This is a genomic window from Mycoplasmopsis mucosicanis (assembly GCF_006546935.1).
Taxonomy (GTDB): Bacteria; Bacillota_I; Bacilli_A; order Mycoplasmatales; family Metamycoplasmataceae; genus Mycoplasmopsis; species Mycoplasmopsis mucosicanis.
The window spans coordinates 1-19134 of record NZ_SMDN01000002.1; the positions used below are offsets into that span (position 1 = coordinate 1).

At 29.2% G+C, this 19134-nt stretch carries 15 protein-coding genes and 1 pseudogene; 11 read left to right on the plus strand and 5 right to left on the minus strand.

The genetic code is table 4. From position 1 onward, the window contains the following. The 5 genes and pseudogenes from E1I18_RS00485 to metK form a co-directional block, all read left to right on the plus strand. A pseudogene (locus E1I18_RS00485) lies at positions 1-1070 on the plus strand (hypothetical protein); the annotation flags it as partial. Positions 1071-1428: 358 nt separating this feature from the next. Then, positions 1429-1842, plus strand: a complete 414-nt coding sequence (locus E1I18_RS00490; protein ID WP_141483651.1) for a hypothetical protein — start codon at positions 1429-1431, stop codon at positions 1840-1842. A gap of 90 nt (positions 1843-1932) precedes the next feature. Next, positions 1933-2418 carry a hypothetical protein gene (locus tag E1I18_RS00495; RefSeq protein ID WP_141483652.1) on the plus strand — a complete coding sequence of 162 codons (486 nt, stop codon included), beginning with the start codon at positions 1933-1935 and terminating at the stop codon, positions 2416-2418. Between the two features lie 165 nt (positions 2419-2583). After that, positions 2584-4146: an IdeS/Mac family cysteine endopeptidase gene (locus tag E1I18_RS00500; RefSeq protein ID WP_141483653.1), complete on the plus strand. Its 1563-nt coding sequence runs from the start codon at positions 2584-2586 to the stop codon at positions 4144-4146. Positions 4147-4382: 236 nt separating this feature from the next. Then, entirely contained in the window at positions 4383-5525 is a 1143-nt protein-coding gene (metK, locus tag E1I18_RS00505) for a methionine adenosyltransferase (protein WP_141483654.1), read from the plus strand. A gap of 224 nt (positions 5526-5749) precedes the next feature. Here the strand turns inward: metK and E1I18_RS00510 are convergent, their stop codons facing one another. The 5 genes from E1I18_RS00510 to cypl form a co-directional block, all read right to left on the minus strand. After that, positions 5750-6154: a hypothetical protein gene (locus E1I18_RS00510; protein ID WP_141483655.1), complete on the minus strand. Its 405-nt coding sequence runs from the start codon at positions 6152-6154 to the stop codon at positions 5750-5752. Further along, positions 6145-7548, minus strand: coding sequence for a glutamate--tRNA ligase (gltX, locus tag E1I18_RS00515; RefSeq protein ID WP_141483656.1), 1404 nt, complete (start codon positions 7546-7548; stop codon positions 6145-6147). The genes E1I18_RS00510 and gltX overlap by 10 nt, the downstream gene beginning before the upstream one ends. 72 nt (positions 7549-7620) lie before the next feature. Beyond that, positions 7621-9387 (minus strand): ABC transporter permease subunit, encoded by a 1767-nt coding sequence (locus tag E1I18_RS00520; RefSeq protein WP_141483657.1) that lies wholly within the window; start codon positions 9385-9387, stop codon positions 7621-7623. Continuing rightward, positions 9351-10100, minus strand: coding sequence for a phosphonate ABC transporter ATP-binding protein (locus E1I18_RS00525; RefSeq protein WP_141483658.1), 750 nt, complete (start codon positions 10098-10100; stop codon positions 9351-9353). The genes E1I18_RS00520 and E1I18_RS00525 overlap by 37 nt, the downstream gene beginning before the upstream one ends. A gap of 6 nt (positions 10101-10106) precedes the next feature. Continuing rightward, a complete protein-coding gene (gene cypl, locus E1I18_RS00530) occupies positions 10107-11459 on the minus strand; it encodes an ABC transporter thiamine pyrophosphate-binding lipoprotein p37/Cypl (protein ID WP_141483659.1) in 1353 nt (450 codons plus the stop codon). Positions 11460-11733: 274 nt separating this feature from the next. Between cypl and gyrA the strand changes: the two genes are divergently transcribed. The 6 genes from gyrA (at position 11734) to E1I18_RS00560 (ending at position 19131) form a co-directional block, all read left to right on the plus strand. Continuing rightward, entirely contained in the window at positions 11734-14496 is a 2763-nt protein-coding gene (gene gyrA / locus E1I18_RS00535; protein ID WP_141483660.1) for a DNA gyrase subunit A, read from the plus strand. A gap of 8 nt (positions 14497-14504) precedes the next feature. Then, positions 14505-16040 carry an MAG5620 family putative phospho-sugar mutase gene (locus E1I18_RS00540; RefSeq protein WP_141483661.1) on the plus strand — a complete coding sequence of 512 codons (1536 nt, stop codon included), beginning with the start codon at positions 14505-14507 and terminating at the stop codon, positions 16038-16040. A 190-nt stretch (positions 16041-16230) separates the two neighbouring features. Further along, positions 16231-16830: a 30S ribosomal protein S4 gene (rpsD, locus tag E1I18_RS00545; RefSeq protein ID WP_141483720.1), complete on the plus strand. Its 600-nt coding sequence runs from the start codon at positions 16231-16233 to the stop codon at positions 16828-16830. Between the two features lie 20 nt (positions 16831-16850). Further along, positions 16851-17063, plus strand: coding sequence for a 50S ribosomal protein L31 (rpmE, locus tag E1I18_RS00550; protein ID WP_141483662.1), 213 nt, complete (start codon positions 16851-16853; stop codon positions 17061-17063). A gap of 238 nt (positions 17064-17301) precedes the next feature. Beyond that, positions 17302-18309 (plus strand): heat-inducible transcriptional repressor HrcA, encoded by a 1008-nt coding sequence (hrcA, locus tag E1I18_RS00555; protein WP_141483663.1) that lies wholly within the window; start codon positions 17302-17304, stop codon positions 18307-18309. Between the two features lie 3 nt (positions 18310-18312). Then, entirely contained in the window at positions 18313-19131 is an 819-nt protein-coding gene (locus tag E1I18_RS00560; protein WP_141483664.1) for a nucleotide exchange factor GrpE, read from the plus strand. Positions 19132-19134: the final 3 nt, after the last annotated feature.

A 19134-nucleotide genomic window follows, 5' to 3' on the forward strand; every position in this document is an offset into this window, starting at 1 on the left:
TTGCTAAACGAAACAGAAATAAAGTTATAACTAATAAAGATTTATTCTTTATATCGCAATTTAAATATTACGAATCCAAAGAAAAAACAAAGCGTCGTTTAAATTACAAAAACGTATATAAGTTTGGCGATATCGTTGAAATTGATGGCTGTAGCCATTACTGACTTAATGGTCATAATAAATTCACAATGCTGCTTGCAGTCGATGTTGGTACAAATAAAGTTGTTTCAATTCACTTCGAAGAACAAACAGAAACTCTCAATGGTTATCAGATTTTATTAGAAGAACTTTTTAATAATTACGGGTATCCTAGAACTCTTTTAGCCGATAATAGATCTAACTTTAGAAATAATGCTGATAGCAATGCTCGAACCTATCAAGCAGTAAAATCACGTGGAATCGAGTTTATAACCAGTTCAAATCCAACATTTAAGCCACATGTTGAGCGTAAAAATGAGACAATTCAAAAAAGATTACCCCTCTTTTTACAACTTAACAAGATCAATTCAATAGAAGAAATAAACAAAAACAAAGAAATTATTATCGACTTTATCAATTCTTCTTGCAAAACAAAAGAAAAAATAAGTGTTTTTCGTGCAGTAAATCAACAATATAATGAACAATTTTTCGATTTACCAGTGTATAGAAATGTAAATAACAATTCAGTTTTCTATGAAGGCAGTTGATTTGCACCTTTTGATAAAGACAATAAACCTGTACCGCATAACAAAACTCGAGATTTGAAATTTTTCATCGGTACGGATAAAATGTTTTACTTTAGAAACGAGACACAAAGATTTAGAGCTTTAAAAATCGAAGACAAGAATGAACTTTTTGTTAATGATTATTTAAAACGAAAACACCTAATCCCAATTCCTGAAGCAATCAAGTTAGCAAGACTTAATGCAACAGGTTACACGTTCAATACATATCTAAGCAAAAAAATTGAATTAATCTATAAAATCAGCAACAAAGAAATAGTAAGTGATGAAGAAAAAATTCTAATTAAAGAAATTTTTGAAGCATTACAAGAAACTCAAAAATACTTATCAAATATTCTTAATTTTTAAAAGTTTTCTTGCTTCTTCTTTTTCAAAAGAAGAAGAAATTTTGCTTCTTTTGTTTGCAAAAGAAGAACAAAACAAGAACATTGAAATTTATTTAATGTTCTTGTTTTGCAACGAAATGTTGGTTTAACCAAAAAAACTATCAAATAACGGTATTAAAATCAAAATCTTGTTAGTTATTTTTAACAAACATGATATAACATTTACAATTAAACTAACCTATCTCAAGCGGTTCATTATGTTTTAGATTTCACAAAAAATAAAAGCAAATTTATGAATACATAAATAAAAAAATTTAAAAAAATAACATCATAATTCTTGAATTAAAATGCATATATTTTTTATATTGTATAATGAACATATGAATGAAAAAGATCAATTAAAACAAGATAAAACTTTTGCTTGAGCTTCGTTAGGACTAATGATTGCTTCTTTAATTTTTGGAATTGTGTTAGCAGTTGTTCTAGTCGGAACATTGTTTTCAGGGTTATTAACTCTTTCTGCTGTATCTTCTATAACTGCAAAAGTATTATTATCATTATTAGATGTTGCAATTAATATTGTGGTATTGGTACTTTCAGTATTGTTATCAAAAAGATATGCAAATCAAAGAGTGATATTAATTACTGGACCTTCATTACTTTTAGGTGGACAAATATTATCGATCATTCCGCTAATAGGTTGATTATTCTCAATGGTAAGTTTTGCAGGTTGAATTATTACAATAGTTGCACTATCACTAGTACTAAAAGAAATTAAAAGCAAACAAGTTTAAAAAAAGGTTGAAGTTAAGCAATAATGCTTAACTTTTTTATTATATTTATTGATTTTTGTGTTTTTGAACCACAATTGATATAATAGAAATATGAACGAACAAACTCAAAAAGAAAAAGATATTGCATCAGCCAAAAAAAGTTCAGCATTAATAATTGCTATTGGTGCTATTGGATTTATTTTATTATTTATTTCAATATTTGCATTTTTATCTTTAATTTATGGCTTTTATCGATTAGCAGATAATCGAATATTAGACACTGATAGTACAGCTCTATGATTTGGAATAATAGGTTCTACATATATATTGATACCACTTGCCGTTATTTTAAATTTTGTTATTCTTGGTCTTTCGATTACATCACTAGTTATTTGCATTTCGTTAGCACAAAGATACAAAAAACACGAAGTTTTATTAATTACTGGACCTTCATTGCTTTTAGGCGGCCAAGTGCTTTCATGAATTCCATTTTTAGGATTTGTTTTTATGTTAGTAGCTTTAGTTGGCTGAATATTATCAATAGTTGTTATAAGTCAATTATTAAAAGAACTAAATACCACTAGCCCAAGTGCTTAAAACTCATTTATACAATATACAAGGACAAAAAAAGACTCAAATCTTTATACAATTTGAGTCTTTTTTGTTCTAATTCATTTTGAAACATTTCATCCTACTATGCCAATTGTTAACTTTTATATATAATTATTACAAAAGAAATCAATGTTTCAATAGTGGAGTTGAATGAAAAGAAAATTTAAATTTTTATGATCATTAGCACCTTTTTCAATAACTTTTTTATCTACACAATGTGCTAAGAGTCCAAATAGTACAAATGATTCTTTAGATAGTGAAATTAATAACCCTAACACATTACCTAAAATGCCTCAAAAACCTGGTGCAGGTGATGATAATTTAACCATTCCTACTCCTAGTCCGCAACCACCAAAAGTTGAGGATAGAGGTTTGAATAATCAACAGAAGACTCCACCTATTTCTGATAACACACGTCCTCCATTAATTCAAAATCCCGAAAAACGCAATAATAAAACAAATGATGATTCAAGAAAAAAAGATGACAATTCACAACATCTTGAACCTAAACAACCTGAATCTTCTGTACCAAAACAAAATCCGGATCACTCAACACCTAGCCAACCTAAACAACCTGATTCTTCAGTGCCAAAACAAAATCCAGATCACTCAGAACCTAAACAACCCGATTCTTCAGCACCTGAACATAAACCTCAAGACGCAGATACACAAACAATTCCAAAAATTAAAATGCCTGAAATTACACAAGAGTTTTGAGATAAACATCCAGCATTATTAAGTCAAAAAACTCGTGCAAAATATTCAGTATTTTTAGGTGGCGTTAAACTTGATCCTGATGGTTTTAAAAATGTACCTGATGAAGGTTTGAAGTATATAAAAGAACGTCAAGAAAATGATTGGTGATATGACACTAATAAAGATTTTGATATAAGAGATAATGCACTTTGTGCTGCTATCACAGCAACTAACTGACTTCACTATTGACTTCGTCAAAATAAAAAATATGTTGATGAGTATTTAAAGGATAGTTCTAAAGGTTTTTACACTGCTACACTAAAAAACATAGTAAAAACTCTAGATTTACGTGAATTGATGAAAATTTATGAAGATAGTCAGAAACAAGTAAATCATAAGGTATGAAAGTCTAAATTTTTCGATTTTTTTAAGGAAAGATATTCAGGAACCTTTGTAAATCCTAATATGTTAATTGATCACTATATTAACGGTTATTCATACAATGCTGCAAAAGACAGATTTGGTGGTGAAAATTATGAATATAAATATAAAAAACCAGAACCAAATAAATCATTTTTTGCTGATGTGTTTGGAAAACACATTCTTACTAGAAAACTAGATTCAAGATATATTTCACGCAAACAATCATTTTCAAAAGCATTATTAGAAAATCTTGTGCGAAATAACCCTTTAGGTATTTCACATAATACTCTCGGAAAGACAACAGGCCACATAATTAATGTTTGAGGTGCAGATTTTGATGAAAATTACAATGTTGTTGGCCTTTATATCACCAATTCTGATGACCCTTACAATACAGTAGATGATAATGGTACACCAAAACTCGCAAATGTTATTTATTATAATGTGTGATATAACCAGCGTACTGGTTTAATTAATGTTGGTGGTAAAGATGAAGAAAATACAGGTGCTAATCTTTGAGACCTTTATTCAGTGGATTTAGGTCAAGAATACTTTGAAGCCTATTTTAAAAATCATAAAAACACAGCAAACTAACTAACACATTTTCATACTCGCTCAAAAATTTAAGTTTTTTTGAGCGAGTTTTTGATTCCTTTTGATATCATAATATGCATAAGATAAAGATAAAAAACATACAGAGTTGCTTAGCATGACAGCATTGAAGCAAGCCAACCTGCATTAACTTGTAAGGTGGAAAGTCAGGGACTTTTAAAAGTCCAACATGTTTTGCTAATTAACTCTTTTGTTTTATTAAGCAAAGGAGTTTTTTTATGAAATACAAAAAGTTATTTACATCTGAATCTGTAGGCCAAGGTCACCCTGATAAAGTTTGTGATCAAATTTCAGATTCAATTTTGGATGCATATTTAAGTCAAGATCCTAAATCAAAAGTAGCAATTGAAACAATGGCTTCAGGAAATATTGTTTTAGTTGGTGGTGAAGTTAGTTCTGCTGCATCCGTGGATGCACGAAAAATTGCAAAAAACATTCTTGAGAAATTAGGTTATTGAAATGGTTCAATAAATTTAATCACAGACATTAAACAACAAAGTAGTGATATTGCTCAAGGTGTTGATTTGGCAAATGATAATATTGGTGCAGGTGATCAAGGAATTATGTTTGGTTATGCTACTTCAGAAACACCATCATTTATGCCTTTAGCAATAACATTGGCTCATGAATTAGTGAAGTTAGCTGATAAATTACGTCAATGCGGAGAATTTAAATGAGCTAAAGCAGATATGAAAAGTCAAGTAACTCTTGATTATAGCGATCCTGACCAAACAAAAGTTGACACAGTTTTATTATCTATTCAACATGCCCAAGAATTTGATGAAGCAGAATTCAAAGACTTTATCAAAAACAAAATTATTAAAGTTGTGCTTGCGAAATATGGTTTTGAGCAAGCAAAAAATATTTTAATTAATCCAACAGGTAGATTTGTTATTGGTGGACCAATTGGTGATACAGGTTTAACTGGCCGTAAAATTATTGTTGATACATATGGCGGTGCTTCAAGACACGGTGGAGGTGCATTTAGTGGTAAAGACTGTACAAAAGTTGATCGTTCAGCTGCTTATGCATGTCGATGAATTGCTAAAAATTTAGTAGCTGCACGAGTGGCTGATCGTGTTGAAATTCAGGTTTCATACGCAATTGGCGTAGCAGAACCTGTTTCGATTAGCGTCTATACATTCGGTACAGAAAAAATTGACCGCGAATTAATTATAGAAGCAGTACGAGAAATATTTGATCTTCGTCCAGCATCAATAATTAAAGAGTTAGGACTTAGACGACCTATTTATGCGCAAACAAGTTATTTTGGTCATTTTGGTCGTGATGATTTAGACTTGCCTTGAGAGCGTCTTGACAAGGTTGAAAAAATCAAAGATTTTATTCGTGAAAGACTATAAATTTAGCCTTTTGTGGTAAAATAAATCAGTAAAATCAATATTTAAAGGATCTAAAATGAGAAAAATAGTAAGACAAAAAAATAAAGAACGTGCACTAAAAAGAATGCATAAATTACAAAAAGAACAAGCTAGAGATGCTCGCAGAGCTCAAAAAGCACAAGATTAATTATTGATTTATTTTAGCGTACTAATCCATCAAAAGGTTTTTAACCAAAAAAATCGAACTATAATTGTTCGATTTTTATTTTAAATGCACCAAGTGAATGACCCTCAAAATTAAACAATTCATACTCAATTACACAGTAATTATCAATAATTTTTATTGTATCAGTGAATGTTTTGATTTGAAATTTGTTCTTTTCAACATTGATATATGAACCTGAATGCATTTTTTTGTGTCTTAATTCAAGACACGCATTAACATTCAAAATATTAACGTGTGTTGGATTTATTTCAATGCGTACTGGTTGGTGATTTTGTGGATCTTTAAATCTATACACATTATATTCAATAGCTTCCGTGTCAAAAACGTCTTTAAATTTGCTTTGCTCTTTTTCGCATTCAGCAACAAATTCGACTGTGTTTTCTTGACCGTTTTGAATAGAAATTGATTTAAATTTTATTTTCATGATTTTAGTCTTTTGAGAACTGTTTGAGCACCAAATAGATAGATTGCCTTAGCTAATTCAGGTCCATGTTCAGCAAAAGTGGTTGCTTTTCTAATAGGCATAAATAGTTTTTTACCATTTAAACCAAGTGAAGACTTAACAAAATTTATTGCTTGCTGAATATTTTCAATAGTAAATTCTACTGTTTCTAATTTGCTTAAAAATGCTTTAGCAACATTGATTTCTTCAGTGTTTAGTGCAAAATTTTGTGTCATATTTTCTTTATCTAGATACACTTGATAATGATTTTTTAACTCATTAAGTGTTGCACATGATTCTTTATAAGTATTGATGAAAAGTTCGTTTCATTCATTATTAATATCTATGCCTAATTTTCCCGCAAGTACTGAATTTTGTGTATTTTTGAAATATTGTTTAGAAAATCAATGCATTTTTACAACATCAAATTTTGAAGGTGATTTAGACAATCTTGCTGGATCAAATTTACGAATAATTTCCTCTTTGCTCATTAATTCAGAAGCATCTTCAGCAGTTCAACCTAAAAGTGATAAAAAGTTAAAAACACCATGAGCAACATAACCTTCATTTCGATAATCCTCAATAAATTGTTTTAATGATGTATCACGTTTAGAAAGTTTTTTACCCTCCATATTTGTGATAACAGTTAGATGACCAAATTGTGGAGCTTCTCATTGTAATGCATTGTAAATAACAAGTTGTTTTGGAGTATTTGTTATGTGTTCTTCGCCACGTAAAACGTGTGTAATTTGCATATCATGATCATCAATTACGACAGCAAAATTATATGTAGGATATCCATCTGATTTAAAAATTACTCAGTCGCCTATGTCTGAAGAATTGAATGAAATAGGACCTCTTACAAGATCATCTCATGCAAGATTAATGTCTTTAGGCATTGCTAAACGTATTGAATATTCTTTAGCTTCATCACGTCTTTTGATTTCATGAGCATCAATTTTTAGTCAATTTCTATCGTATTTAAATGATGGAATGCCTTTTGCATCTGATTCTGCATGTTGAGCTTCAAGTTCTTGAGCATTGTCATAAGCTTTGTAAGCTAGTCCAAGTTGCAATAGATATTCTGCTACTTCTCTATATCGTTCTAGTTTTTCGCTTTGTCTATATTTACCACAATTTAGATTAGGTTTAAGTGGACTTTCATCAGGTTCAATACCTAATCAAGCCAAATTTTCTAATTGACTTCTTTCTCCATCAACTACATTTCTTTTGATATCAGTATCTTCAAGTCTAAAAATAAAATCGCCATCAAAATGTTTAGCAAATAGATAGCAAAATAAAGCAGTTCGGGCTCCGCCAATATGTAAATAACCTGTTGGACTTGGAGCATATCTTGTTCTAACTTTTTGTGTCATTTTTACTCTTTTCTATAAAATATAATAATAATTATATTAAAAAAGTAGCTCAATGAGCTAGCTTTTTTGCGCTTAAAAGCGGTATATTTTCTTTTTAATTATTGATGAAAATATATTGATTGTCAAAATGCTAAATGTTCCAATTCATGCATAAGCCATTGCAATATTTGGTTGGTATGATGACCCTTTTTCAATCAAATTTTGTCAAATTCCATCACCTATACTTAATGAATTTTTGCTTCCATTCACAAAAATTGAATACGTTATTGAAGCTCTAAAAATTAACTCAAAGTAGAACAATGAAAGTGAGACAAAGTCTTTTTTGATGCTAGGTAAAATGAATTTAAAAAATATTTGATTGTTTGTGTAACCTTGAAGTCTCATATTGGCTATTATTTCTTCATCAAGATTATCAATTGCTTCAGTAAGTTGTTTTGATTTCGAAGACATTTCATGAACACCTATAATCAATATAACTAAAAATAAAGGAGATGCAAAAAGAATATCTAGCGTATAAAAGTACACAACTGTAGGTATCAGACGTATAAAAATGTTAATGCAACGCATTAAAAATGCAAATCAAAGCTTATTGATTTTTGAATTTTGCACTCGAATACTCAAAATCGTTAAAACTATGCAAATACTTAGTGCAACTATAGAGAATTTTAATGATTCTCAAATCATTAAAATTGGATTAATTGAAGGAGTTAAAGAACTGAATGAAAACTTTGAAAAATCAGGTTTTATGAATGCTTTAAGAAATTGTTTTGTTGAAGACAAATCAAAAAGTCATTTATTAACATTTATAAAATAAGCAATGGTTGTAATTAAGAAAAATGCAACAATTATTCCATAAATTATTCTGCGTCATTGAATATGATTTGACAATTTAAGCATTTGAGTTGATTTATTATCTTTATTGATAATGATTTTTTTAGTTTTTGCTTCAAAAAGATATCTTTTTAAAACAATATTTATAATTTCTAGCAGCAAAATAAAGACCATTAGAATGCTCAAAGGAATTCCAAGTTCAGTAAAGAAATTTGTGCTTGTACTTCCATATCTTATTCAAAGTCCAATCCCTGGAAGCGATAAAGCTCCTAGAATTGAGGCTCAACGCATATTTGACTCAAAGGAAAAGATGAAAAGTGCATTGATTCTGTGCTTTGCACGCGGTCAAACTTCTTTAAAAAATGCAACGGTTTTTGAATTACCTTGATTTATTGAAGTTCAATAGGCTTTTAAATCAATTGATTCAAGCATATCTAAATAATATCTATGTAATCAAAGCCATGTAAATAATGCATAAACTATTAAAAGACTGAATTCACCTTGAAATGTTTTAGTCACAAGTCCAATAAGTACAAGTTCAGGCATTGAACGAAACAACAATAGTAAACACTTAAAAATGAATGAACTGTATTTATTTGTTGCTTTGTCAAAAGAAACGTATGTAGAAATTAAGGCTAAAATAAAACCAGTAAATGTACCTACAACACCAACTTTTATCGTTGTTCATAGCGCAATCAACGAATCAGATCATAGATTTGTGTATTCGCCTGTACCCTTGCCTGTTATTCTTGTACTATTGCTGTTAAATTGAAATATATTTGCTATTCTTTTTAAAAATATTCCAAAGTTTTTTGTTTGAATTTTAGAGGATTGCTCATAAAACAAATATGCTATTAAAATGATTATTAGAAATAATAAAATGTGTCTAAAAATTGGTTTAATTTTTCAGTTTGTGTGAGTGTTTTTTGAGTAATTTTTATAGCGAAATGATCATCATTTTTTTTCCAAAACTACTGATTTTTCAGTATTTTTTTGCTCATTTCTCATAAAGTTGTTTCCCTAGTTTTTTTGTCCAAAACAATTGAGTGATTATTTATCGCTATTACTCTATCAAAATTCTTTTTAATCAAGTTTAAATCATGAATATTAACTAATATTGTCTTGCCTTTTTGCTTTAATTCTTTAAGTAAATCTATAACTTCTTGAGCTGTATGAGCATCAAGACTAGATGTTGGCTCATCTGCTAAAACTAATTCAACATCACGCACTAGCAATTTTGCAATTTCAACTCTTTGTTGCTGTCCGCCACTTAAATCAGAAACACGATAAAAAGCTTTATCCAAAATGTTTAAATCATCCAAAGTTTTAAATATTTTATATTTTTGACTTTTAGTCAAAATTGATAAAAATTTCATAATAATATTCTTGTAATTTATAAATGATCGCTGAACATTTTCATAGACGTTATCAGTCAATATTAGGTTAGGTTTTTGTGTTAAAAAACCAATCTTTGTGATTGTGTTTTTTCTTTCTTTTTTACTCATTTTTGAGTACTTTTGGTCAAAAATACATACCTCACCAGTAATAGGCTTGATTGCATCAACAAGTGCTTTAAAAAGAGTACTTTTACCTGCACCGCTAGGACCTATAATTGCAACCATTTCGCCTTTATTAATACTGAAATTTATATTTTTTAGAATTGTTTCAGAATTCTGTGAGTATGTTAAATCAACATTTTTTATTTCTATAATTTTGTTCATATTTATCTAGTTAATAATTTTAGGTATATCAGTAACAAGGTCAATTTTTGATTGAGCTTGTCTTTGTAATTTTAGAAATTTGATGAATAATTCTTTATCAATAGGTAAGAATTTATTGTATCCAGTAAAAATTCCATATGTATTTTCCTCAAGCGAAAGTGAATTTAAGGCTTTTTGAATTAATTCAACTTGCTTGTCAGAAAGTCCTTTACGTCCTAAAACCACATCATAAGCAGCAGGATTTGTTAAAGTCAGTGTTCTAACAACTTTGTTGTCTGCGTCATCAAAAGCTTTATAACTTTGAAATTCTGCAGGTTTAAAGAACATTTCGTTTTTTAAATCTCTTGTTCAATTATAAACACCTTCATCATCAAAACCTATTGCAGGAGTAATGTTTGTTGAAGCTTTACCTAATTGAGCTTTTGCACTATTACCAACTACAACATATCTTGCATACTTGCCTTCAAGGTCTGTTTTGATTTCTTCAATTGATTTATTGAAGTGTCTTGCTAATAATGCAATTTGATATTTATATCTTCCAGCAGATTCTATTTCTTTGTATGCAATACCATGTTGAACAAATTTATCTCAATCTTTTTCTTCTCAATCCTTGATAATTTGATCACGTTTTGCTTTATCGCCTGCTATTAAAATTGCGCCATGATACACATAAGTCAATGCATTTTTTTCATAGAATGCAGCAAATTTAGAACCATCTCATTTTAGTTTGTCTTCTTGATTATTTTCTTTTCATTTTATCATTGCATTTTCTCAATCTGGGTACTCAAAACCTGTGTCTTTTACTCATTTTATGTTGTTTTTTTCAGCGGCTTGTCTTAATTTATCGTCTTTTAAACCAGTTGTGTAAAAATCATTATCGTCAGATTGCCAATTGAATTTCAATGTTGCAGTTTGTGCGACAAGTTTTATACCTTCTTCATTTTTAAACTCATTATTTTCATCTAAAAACTCAGAATCATAAACAGTATAGTTAGCTATAAAAAGGTCATTGTCTTTGTTATCTCCCTTAAGTTTACTGATATATGTATCTTTTTTACCAACAACATTGATATTGAATTTTACATCTGCTAAATCTTTTGTTAAAGGGTCTTTATTTTTTAATTCGTTAAATCTTTGCGATAATAAATTGAGAAATTTTTGCTCAATTTCAAGTTGTTTTTCACCTTTTTTTGCATGAAAACCAGAATTAATATAACCGTTATTAATTGTAATTAAATTGTCTCATGCATCGTTAATATTGTCATTATTAGTTGTGTTATTAGCACATCCAACAAGCGTTGCAGATGTTGATGCAACAGTCAGCGGTGTTAAAAATTTGATTATTTTTTGAAACTTCATTTTTATCCTTCTGACAAGGAAATATATGGAAGAACTAGCCACGCATGAATTACCATGATCTGCTAATAGGTATATTCTCAGCCGCATTATGCAGCACCCTTGTCTTTTTAATTATAAATTAGTTATATTGAAAAATAACAAAAAATGCATTTTTAGATAAATTTATACTGAATTTTGTGTGTTTTTAATATTTTTTGAGTCTTTAAAATGACAAATTATGCATAAAAAACCAAATTTAATATATAATATTAAAATTAATATATATAGGAGGAATATGACTGCCTGAGATAAAGAAAATTTTGATAATGATTCAAATGAAAAAGAAAAAGTAGAACAAGATTTTATACCTGATGAAGAGTTATTTGTAGCCTTTAAAGAGGAAAAAACTAACGAACCCGAAGATGAAGAAGAAGAGGTTGTTCCGCAAAATAAAGAAGATTATGTAGTTAAAAGTCAATTAATTGATGAACCTATTGATGGCTTACATCCAATTGAAATTGATAAGGAAATGAAAAATTCATTCTTAGAATATGCTATGAGTGTTATTGTTTCGCGTGCATTGCCTGATGCTCGTGATGGTTTAAAACCTGTACATCGACGTATTCTTTATGATATGAGTGAATTAGGCATTACTTATTCTTCTCAACATCGTAAAAGTGCTCGGATTGTTGGTGATGTTTTAGGGAAATATCACCCTCATGGTGACTCTAGTGTTTATGAAGCAATGGTTCGGATGGCTCAAGAATTTTCTATGCGTTATCCTCTTGTTGATGGTCATGGTAACTTTGGTTCTATAGATGGTGATGGTGCTGCAGCGATGCGTTATACAGAAGCTAGAATGAGTAAAGTTGCTTCAGAAATGCTTGATGGTATCAAAAAAAATACTGTAGATTTTGTTGATAACTATGATGCAAGCGAAAAAGAACCAGTAGTTTTACCTGCGCGCTTTCCAAATCTTTTAGTTACTGGTGGTTCAGGTATTGCTGTTGGTATGGCGACAAATATTCCACCACACAATCTTGGTGAAGCAATAGACGCAACTATTGCTGTTGCTAAAAATCCAAACATCTCTATTGATGAAATAATGAAATATTTACCTGGTCCTGACTTTCCAACAGGTGCAACAATACTCGGAAATCAAGGAATTAGAGACGCATACACAACAGGTAAAGGATGTGTCACAATTCGTTCAGTATGCAAAATTGAAGAGTTCAAAAACGGTAGAAGCAGAATAATAGTTACTGAAATTCCTTATGAGATTAAAAAAACTGCAATTACTGAAAAAATTGCTGAACTTGTTAAAGATAAGTCAATTGAAGGAATTTCAGACCTTCGTGATGAATCAAACAGAGAAGGAATTAGAATTGTTATTGATCTGAAAAGAAATGTAAATCCACACATTTTATTGAACAAGTTATTCCGTCAGACAAATTTACAAGTTAATTACAACGTGAATTTTGTTGCATTAGTTAATGGTGAACCAAAATTATTAAACATTAAGCAAGCTATTGATGTTTATCTTTTACACCAAGAAGACGTAGTTACACGACGTCTCAAATTTGATTTAGAGAAAGCTAAAGATAGATTGCATATTTTGGAAGGCCTTAAAATTGCTGTTGAAAATATTGATGAAGTAATAGCAATCATAAAAAAATCTAAAAATGATGCTGATGCACAACTTAGACTTGCTCAACGATTTAATTTGAGTGAGCGTCAAACTAAAGCAATTGTTGATATGCGTTTAGGTCGTCTAACCAACCTTGCTATTGAGAATATGCTTGAAGAAATGGCTCAATTGATTGCTGAAATCAATAAAATTGAAGAAATTTTAGCCGACCACAATAAACTTATTCAATTAATTATTGATGAATTAAGCGTTGTTAAAGAAAAATATTCAGATACGCGAAGAACAGCAATTGATTTTGAAGCAGGTGGAAAAATTACTGATGAAGATTTAATACCTCAACGTGAAATTGTTATTACTACCTCTGCAAATGGTTATGTAAAAAGAATCGATTTAGAAGAATACAAAACTCAACGTCGTGGTGGAGTAGGTATTACAACAATGAAAACATATGATGACGATGATGTTGCATCATTGATTACTTGTTCAACTCACACTGACTTATTGCTCTTTTCAAATCATGCAAAAGTGTATCGTATTAGAGCACATGAAGTTCCTGAACTTTCAAGACAGTCAAAAGGAGTTCCTTTTGTTAATTTAGTTGCCAATCTTAATGTTAAAGAAAATGAAAAAATTATTTCAATTCTTCCTATTCAAGAATATTCAGAAAATGAATTTTTATTCACTGCAACAAAATTTGGAGTTATTAAAAAAACACCAATTAATCAATACAAAACAATTAATTCAAATGGAAAATATGCATTTAACCTACGTGAAGGCGATGAGTTAGTTAGAGCAATTGTTGTTGATGATAGTTGTTTAATAATGCTTGCAAACAATGATGATCGAGTAATTAAATTTGAATCAAATGACGTGCGTCCAATGTCGCGTATTGCTACTGGAGTTAAAGGAATTAATCTTGAAAACAATCAAGAAGTTGTATCAGTTTCTTCAAGTATTGAAGGTGAATTAATACTCACAATTGGTGCTCTAGGTTATGGAAAACTTACTCATCATGATGAATTTAGATTGATTAAACGTGGTGGAAAAGGTGTAAAAGGCATTAATGCAAAATCTGCTGGAAATATTGTATTCAGTCGTTTTGTAAGCTCTCAAGACGAGTTGTTAATTATCACAACAAGCGGTTTTACAATTCGTGTAGCAATCTCACAAATATCAAGTTTAGGTCGTTCTGCTAAAGGTGTAAAATTAATAAATCTAAAAAATAAAGAACAAATACAAGCTGTCGAAGTTATAAAAGTCAACAATAAAATTGATGAAGATATTGAAGCAAAAAATGCCAAATTTGTTAGTGAATTAAAAGAAAAAACTCGTGAACTTAAAGCATTGAGCAGTCTCGATGTTGACGAAGAAATTGAAGCTGATGACGAGTTCAATTTAACTAATGATTAAGGTCCATTATGAGTGTTACTTACACTAATTTAAAGGCAAAATTATACAAATATAACATTAATCTTGTATTTAAGCCATCTAGTAAAAAAGAAAGCATCAATCAGCAATCATTGATGCTTTTAGCATCAATGATTAATATGCATATTAAACCAAACTCAAAGATTTTAATCTCACTAGAAGGCTATACAGAAGGTCAATATATTTCAAAAATTTCGCGTTTATTACGCCAACAAAATCATCAAATTTTTGAATACGATATTGCTCAAAGTGTTGCATTAACACTTGATGAGTATGTAATGAAACAAAACAATATTGACTATTTGATAAAAATCTCAATAGTTGGTAAATTAAACAATGTACAAATAAATCTTTATGATGCAAATTTACATCATTTTAGCAGTGAAATTATTGAAAAAATACACACAAACTATGAACTTAATCCACTTTTAGATCAATCAATTGCTCATCAAAACAATGAATATATAAATCTCAAAAGTTATCAAGACGAACTTTGTTCTAACAATAAAATTCTCAAGGCATTTGTGAATATAAAACAACGATATAAATCGCTTTTTTACCTTGCACACAATAATTTTAATGCTTTAGAAATTGCTAAAACTCTTCTAGATAACCTAAAAAATGACTATAGGTTCAACAATAAAAAAAGCACTTTATTTTGACTTAAATTTAAAGCAACATTTTTACGCCGCTTATTTTTACGCAAAGAGATCTTTAATTTGTTTTATTTTGACCAAAATTCTCAGATGCACGTAGGATTGAATATAAAAAACAAATTTAAGTTCTTTAGCAATCATGAGTTGGCCTTGTTGTATCTTGATTTCTATTTTGAAGAGTACTTACGAGCAAAATTCGACATAAGCAAGTTTAAGGTTCTTTTGCCTTATGATTCAACACTATTACTCAAAAATATGCTCAAGCAGTACAATGTTCATTATGAATATTTTGACGAAAATACACAAAATTCAGTACTTAACGACAAATCATATATTTTCGCATACGATAAAAATAAGTTTAACGGCAACCCTAAATTTAGCTCGCTGCTCAATAATTACTACTTTTTTGCCTGCCTAATTTGGATGCTAAATAGTTACACAAATCGTAATAATTTATTAGCATACAAATATAAAAAAGTGCAAGAAAGTTTCGGTAAGATAAAGACCAATAGATTTCAATTTAGTGTAAGTGTTGATCAATCTGATAAACTCATTCAATTTACAAACCAACTTAATAGAATACTGAAATCAAGACGAATAAAAGAGATTGAAATTATCAATAAATGAAATGATAATAATTTCTATTTAGCAAACATTTATACTCATAAAAATACTCAATTTTCAGTGTTTTATGACTTTATTAATCAAAAATTAAATATATCTTTGAACTTCTATATTGTGTATGAACATAAGTCAGTTTACTCACTTTCTGAACATATTAAAAATTTATTTCTTACTTTAAAAATAGCAAAAAACTTCAAAAAAATGTGTAAAATTGCTTCAAATAAACACGTTTCAAAACAAAATTAGGACTTTAAAAAAACAGTTTGCAAAAATTGTTTTTTTTATATAATTGAAAAGCATATTACAGCAAGTATTCATATTTATTGATTTAATATTTCCTTTGATTTGAAAGTAAGTCAGCTGAAAACTGAAATCATTAAAATGTTAATAGTTAAATAGAGAATACTCCTTTTGATGTTTTATGCAGAAAGAGGAAATTATGAGATATACTGGACCAGTTTTTAAAAAATCACGTCGTTATGGTTTTTCAATTCTTGAATCAGGAAAAGAATTTGCAAAAGGTAAAAAAAGAACTTATGCACCAGGACAACACGGAAACAAACGTGTTAAATTATCTGACTATGGTCTTCACTTATATGAAAAACAAAAAGTTAGATATGTTTATGGAATGAGTGAAAAACAATTACGTAAATTCTTTGAAAGAGCAACAAAAATTAAAGGTATTTTAGGCACAAACCTAATTCAATTACTTGAAACACGTTTAGACAACCTTGTATTTCGTGCAGGTTTTGCTAACACAAGAAGACAAGCACGTCAACTTGTTGCACACAACCACTTTACAGTAGATGGTAAAAAAGCAAATATTCCATCAATGACAATTAAAGTTGGACAAAAAATTGCTCTTAAAGAAAAATCACAAAAAAATACACAAATTATTGCTAACATTGAAGCTAAAACAACATCAGCTTGAATTACTTTAAAAGGTTTTGAAGCAACACTTGATAGATTACCTGAAAGAAGTGAAGTATTACCAGAAATTAAAGAAAACTTAGTTGTTGAGTTCTACTCTAAATAATTAGTTTATAGGAGAAAAATATGAAAAAAGATATTCATCCAAAATACAATAAAGTTGAAGTTACTTGTTCAACTTGCAATAAAAAATTCACATTCGGTAGTACAAAATCAGCAATTTCAGTCGATGTATGTTCAGGATGCCATGTTGCATACACAGGTGATAGAACCGTTACAAAAGCAACAGGTATGATTGATAAATTCAACCAACGTTTAGCAAAATCAGGTAAAAAATAATGTTTCAAAAAAGCACATGAATGTGCTTTTTTTATTGCAACACTTTACAATTAATCAACTTCAAAAATTTAGCACTGTAGTTTAATTGTTCAACAATTTTAACTAATATATAACTAAAACACAAGACTAAAATTTTACTAAAACTACTCATATTTGTGTGTATCGGTAAAATGAAACACTCAAATAAACACATTAGCACTCTAATTATTAATTTGCTAATTTATGCTATAATTTTTTTATGAATAGTTTTGATTTAAAAGATGAGGAAAAGTTAATATTAAAATACATAATTGACTTATATATTGAGGATGGTCAGCCGATTGGTTCAAAGAATTTATTAGAAAAATTTAACTTAAATTGCTCAAGTGCAAAGGTTAGATACCTAATGCAAAATTTAGAAAAGCAAGGTTATTTAGACAAAATACACACATCAAGTGGTCGTGTACCTTCAATAAAAGGCTACCAATATTATGCAACTCACTTAGTATCGCAAGATTCTCAAACACTGCGAGAAAAAATTAAAGACATTTTTGCACACAGAAGAACAAATATTGATGAGACAATCAAGGAAGCGTGTCAAGTAATTTCTGATACAGTTGGTATAACTCTAGTTACAAGTGAAACAAATGAGTCAAGCACTCTAAAAAGTATTCAATTAGTACCATTAAGCGAAAAAGATGCGACAATTGTTTTAGTTACATCTTTTGGTGAGGTATCTCACCGAACTGTGTCTTTGGATTTAAATCGTTCAGATATGAATGATTTAAGAATTGCAATTCGTATTTTTAAAGAAAGACTTATTGATATACCTATATTGAAGTTGAAAGAAACTGCCGATAGTTTAGCGCCAATATTGTCTATTCAAATCAAAAATTATGAGTCAATATTAGAAAGAATGGTCAATAATGTTTTTGATTTTCAATTACAAAATAAAAATGTTGTATATGGAAAAGATAAAATAATTTTAGCTGATGACATTTCGCGTATCGATTTATCAAAAATATTGTATTTAATTGAAAATCAGTCAATTTGACAAACTATTGAGGCTGAAATTGATGAAGAATCTAAACTTAAAATTTCAGTTCGTGGAGATAATAGTTCAATAATAACCAAGAAAATTGAAGGTTCAAATAAAATTAAAGAGATAAGCCTAGTCGGCGCTAATAGAATGAATTATCATCGTTCGCTCGCTGCAATAAAACTTTTAGAAGATTTAATTGTTGATAAAGACAAGGAGAAGGAGTAATAAATGGAACAAGATATGACTAAAAAAATGAAATTTCATGCAAAAATTGATGTATATAAGAAGAAAAAACGTATCAAATCATTGTCTAATGATTTTACTTTAATTGAGATTGGTAAAAATCGACTTTATAAAAGCGTTCAAGATGAAATAGTAAAAAAAGGCTGAGTTGATAAGTACGAATTTGAAATAACATTATCTGAAAATGATAGCAAGGAATTTGCTGGTTCAACATTAAGATATGTTATTATTAACTGAGACTTTCTTCATCAAAATTTTGAATCGAATGTAGAAAAAATAAAAGAATTAGAGAAGTTAAACTCTGATGCAAGCGCTGAATTTAAGATGCTAGGTGAGAAATTTTTAGCACTCGAACAAATTAATGAAACACTCAAACAAAAGGTGCGTGAACTAAGTCATAAAATTGACCAAAATACACGTATTACAGTACCTGAAGAAGAAATTAAACGTATTAAACAATACGCTTTGCAAAAATTTTTCGAAGACTTTAGCAACCCTTATTCTACATTTAAAGTTGCTGTGCAGTCTGGACTAAATTCTCCTGAAAGCAGTGTTAAAACTTATGTTGGAGGTTTTAATATGGTTTTAGGCATGCTTGAGAATGTATTTAGTTCTCATGGACTAAAAATTGTAATGCCTCAAATTGGAACTCCTTTTGATCCTTCAACACAAAAAGCACTAGAATTTGTTATAGATGATTCTAAAGATGAAAATACAATTGTAAAAGTTAATTCTGAAGCATTTTTATTACATGACAGAGTAATAAAACCAGCATTAGTTATTCTAAGTAAAAAATCAAATTAAAGG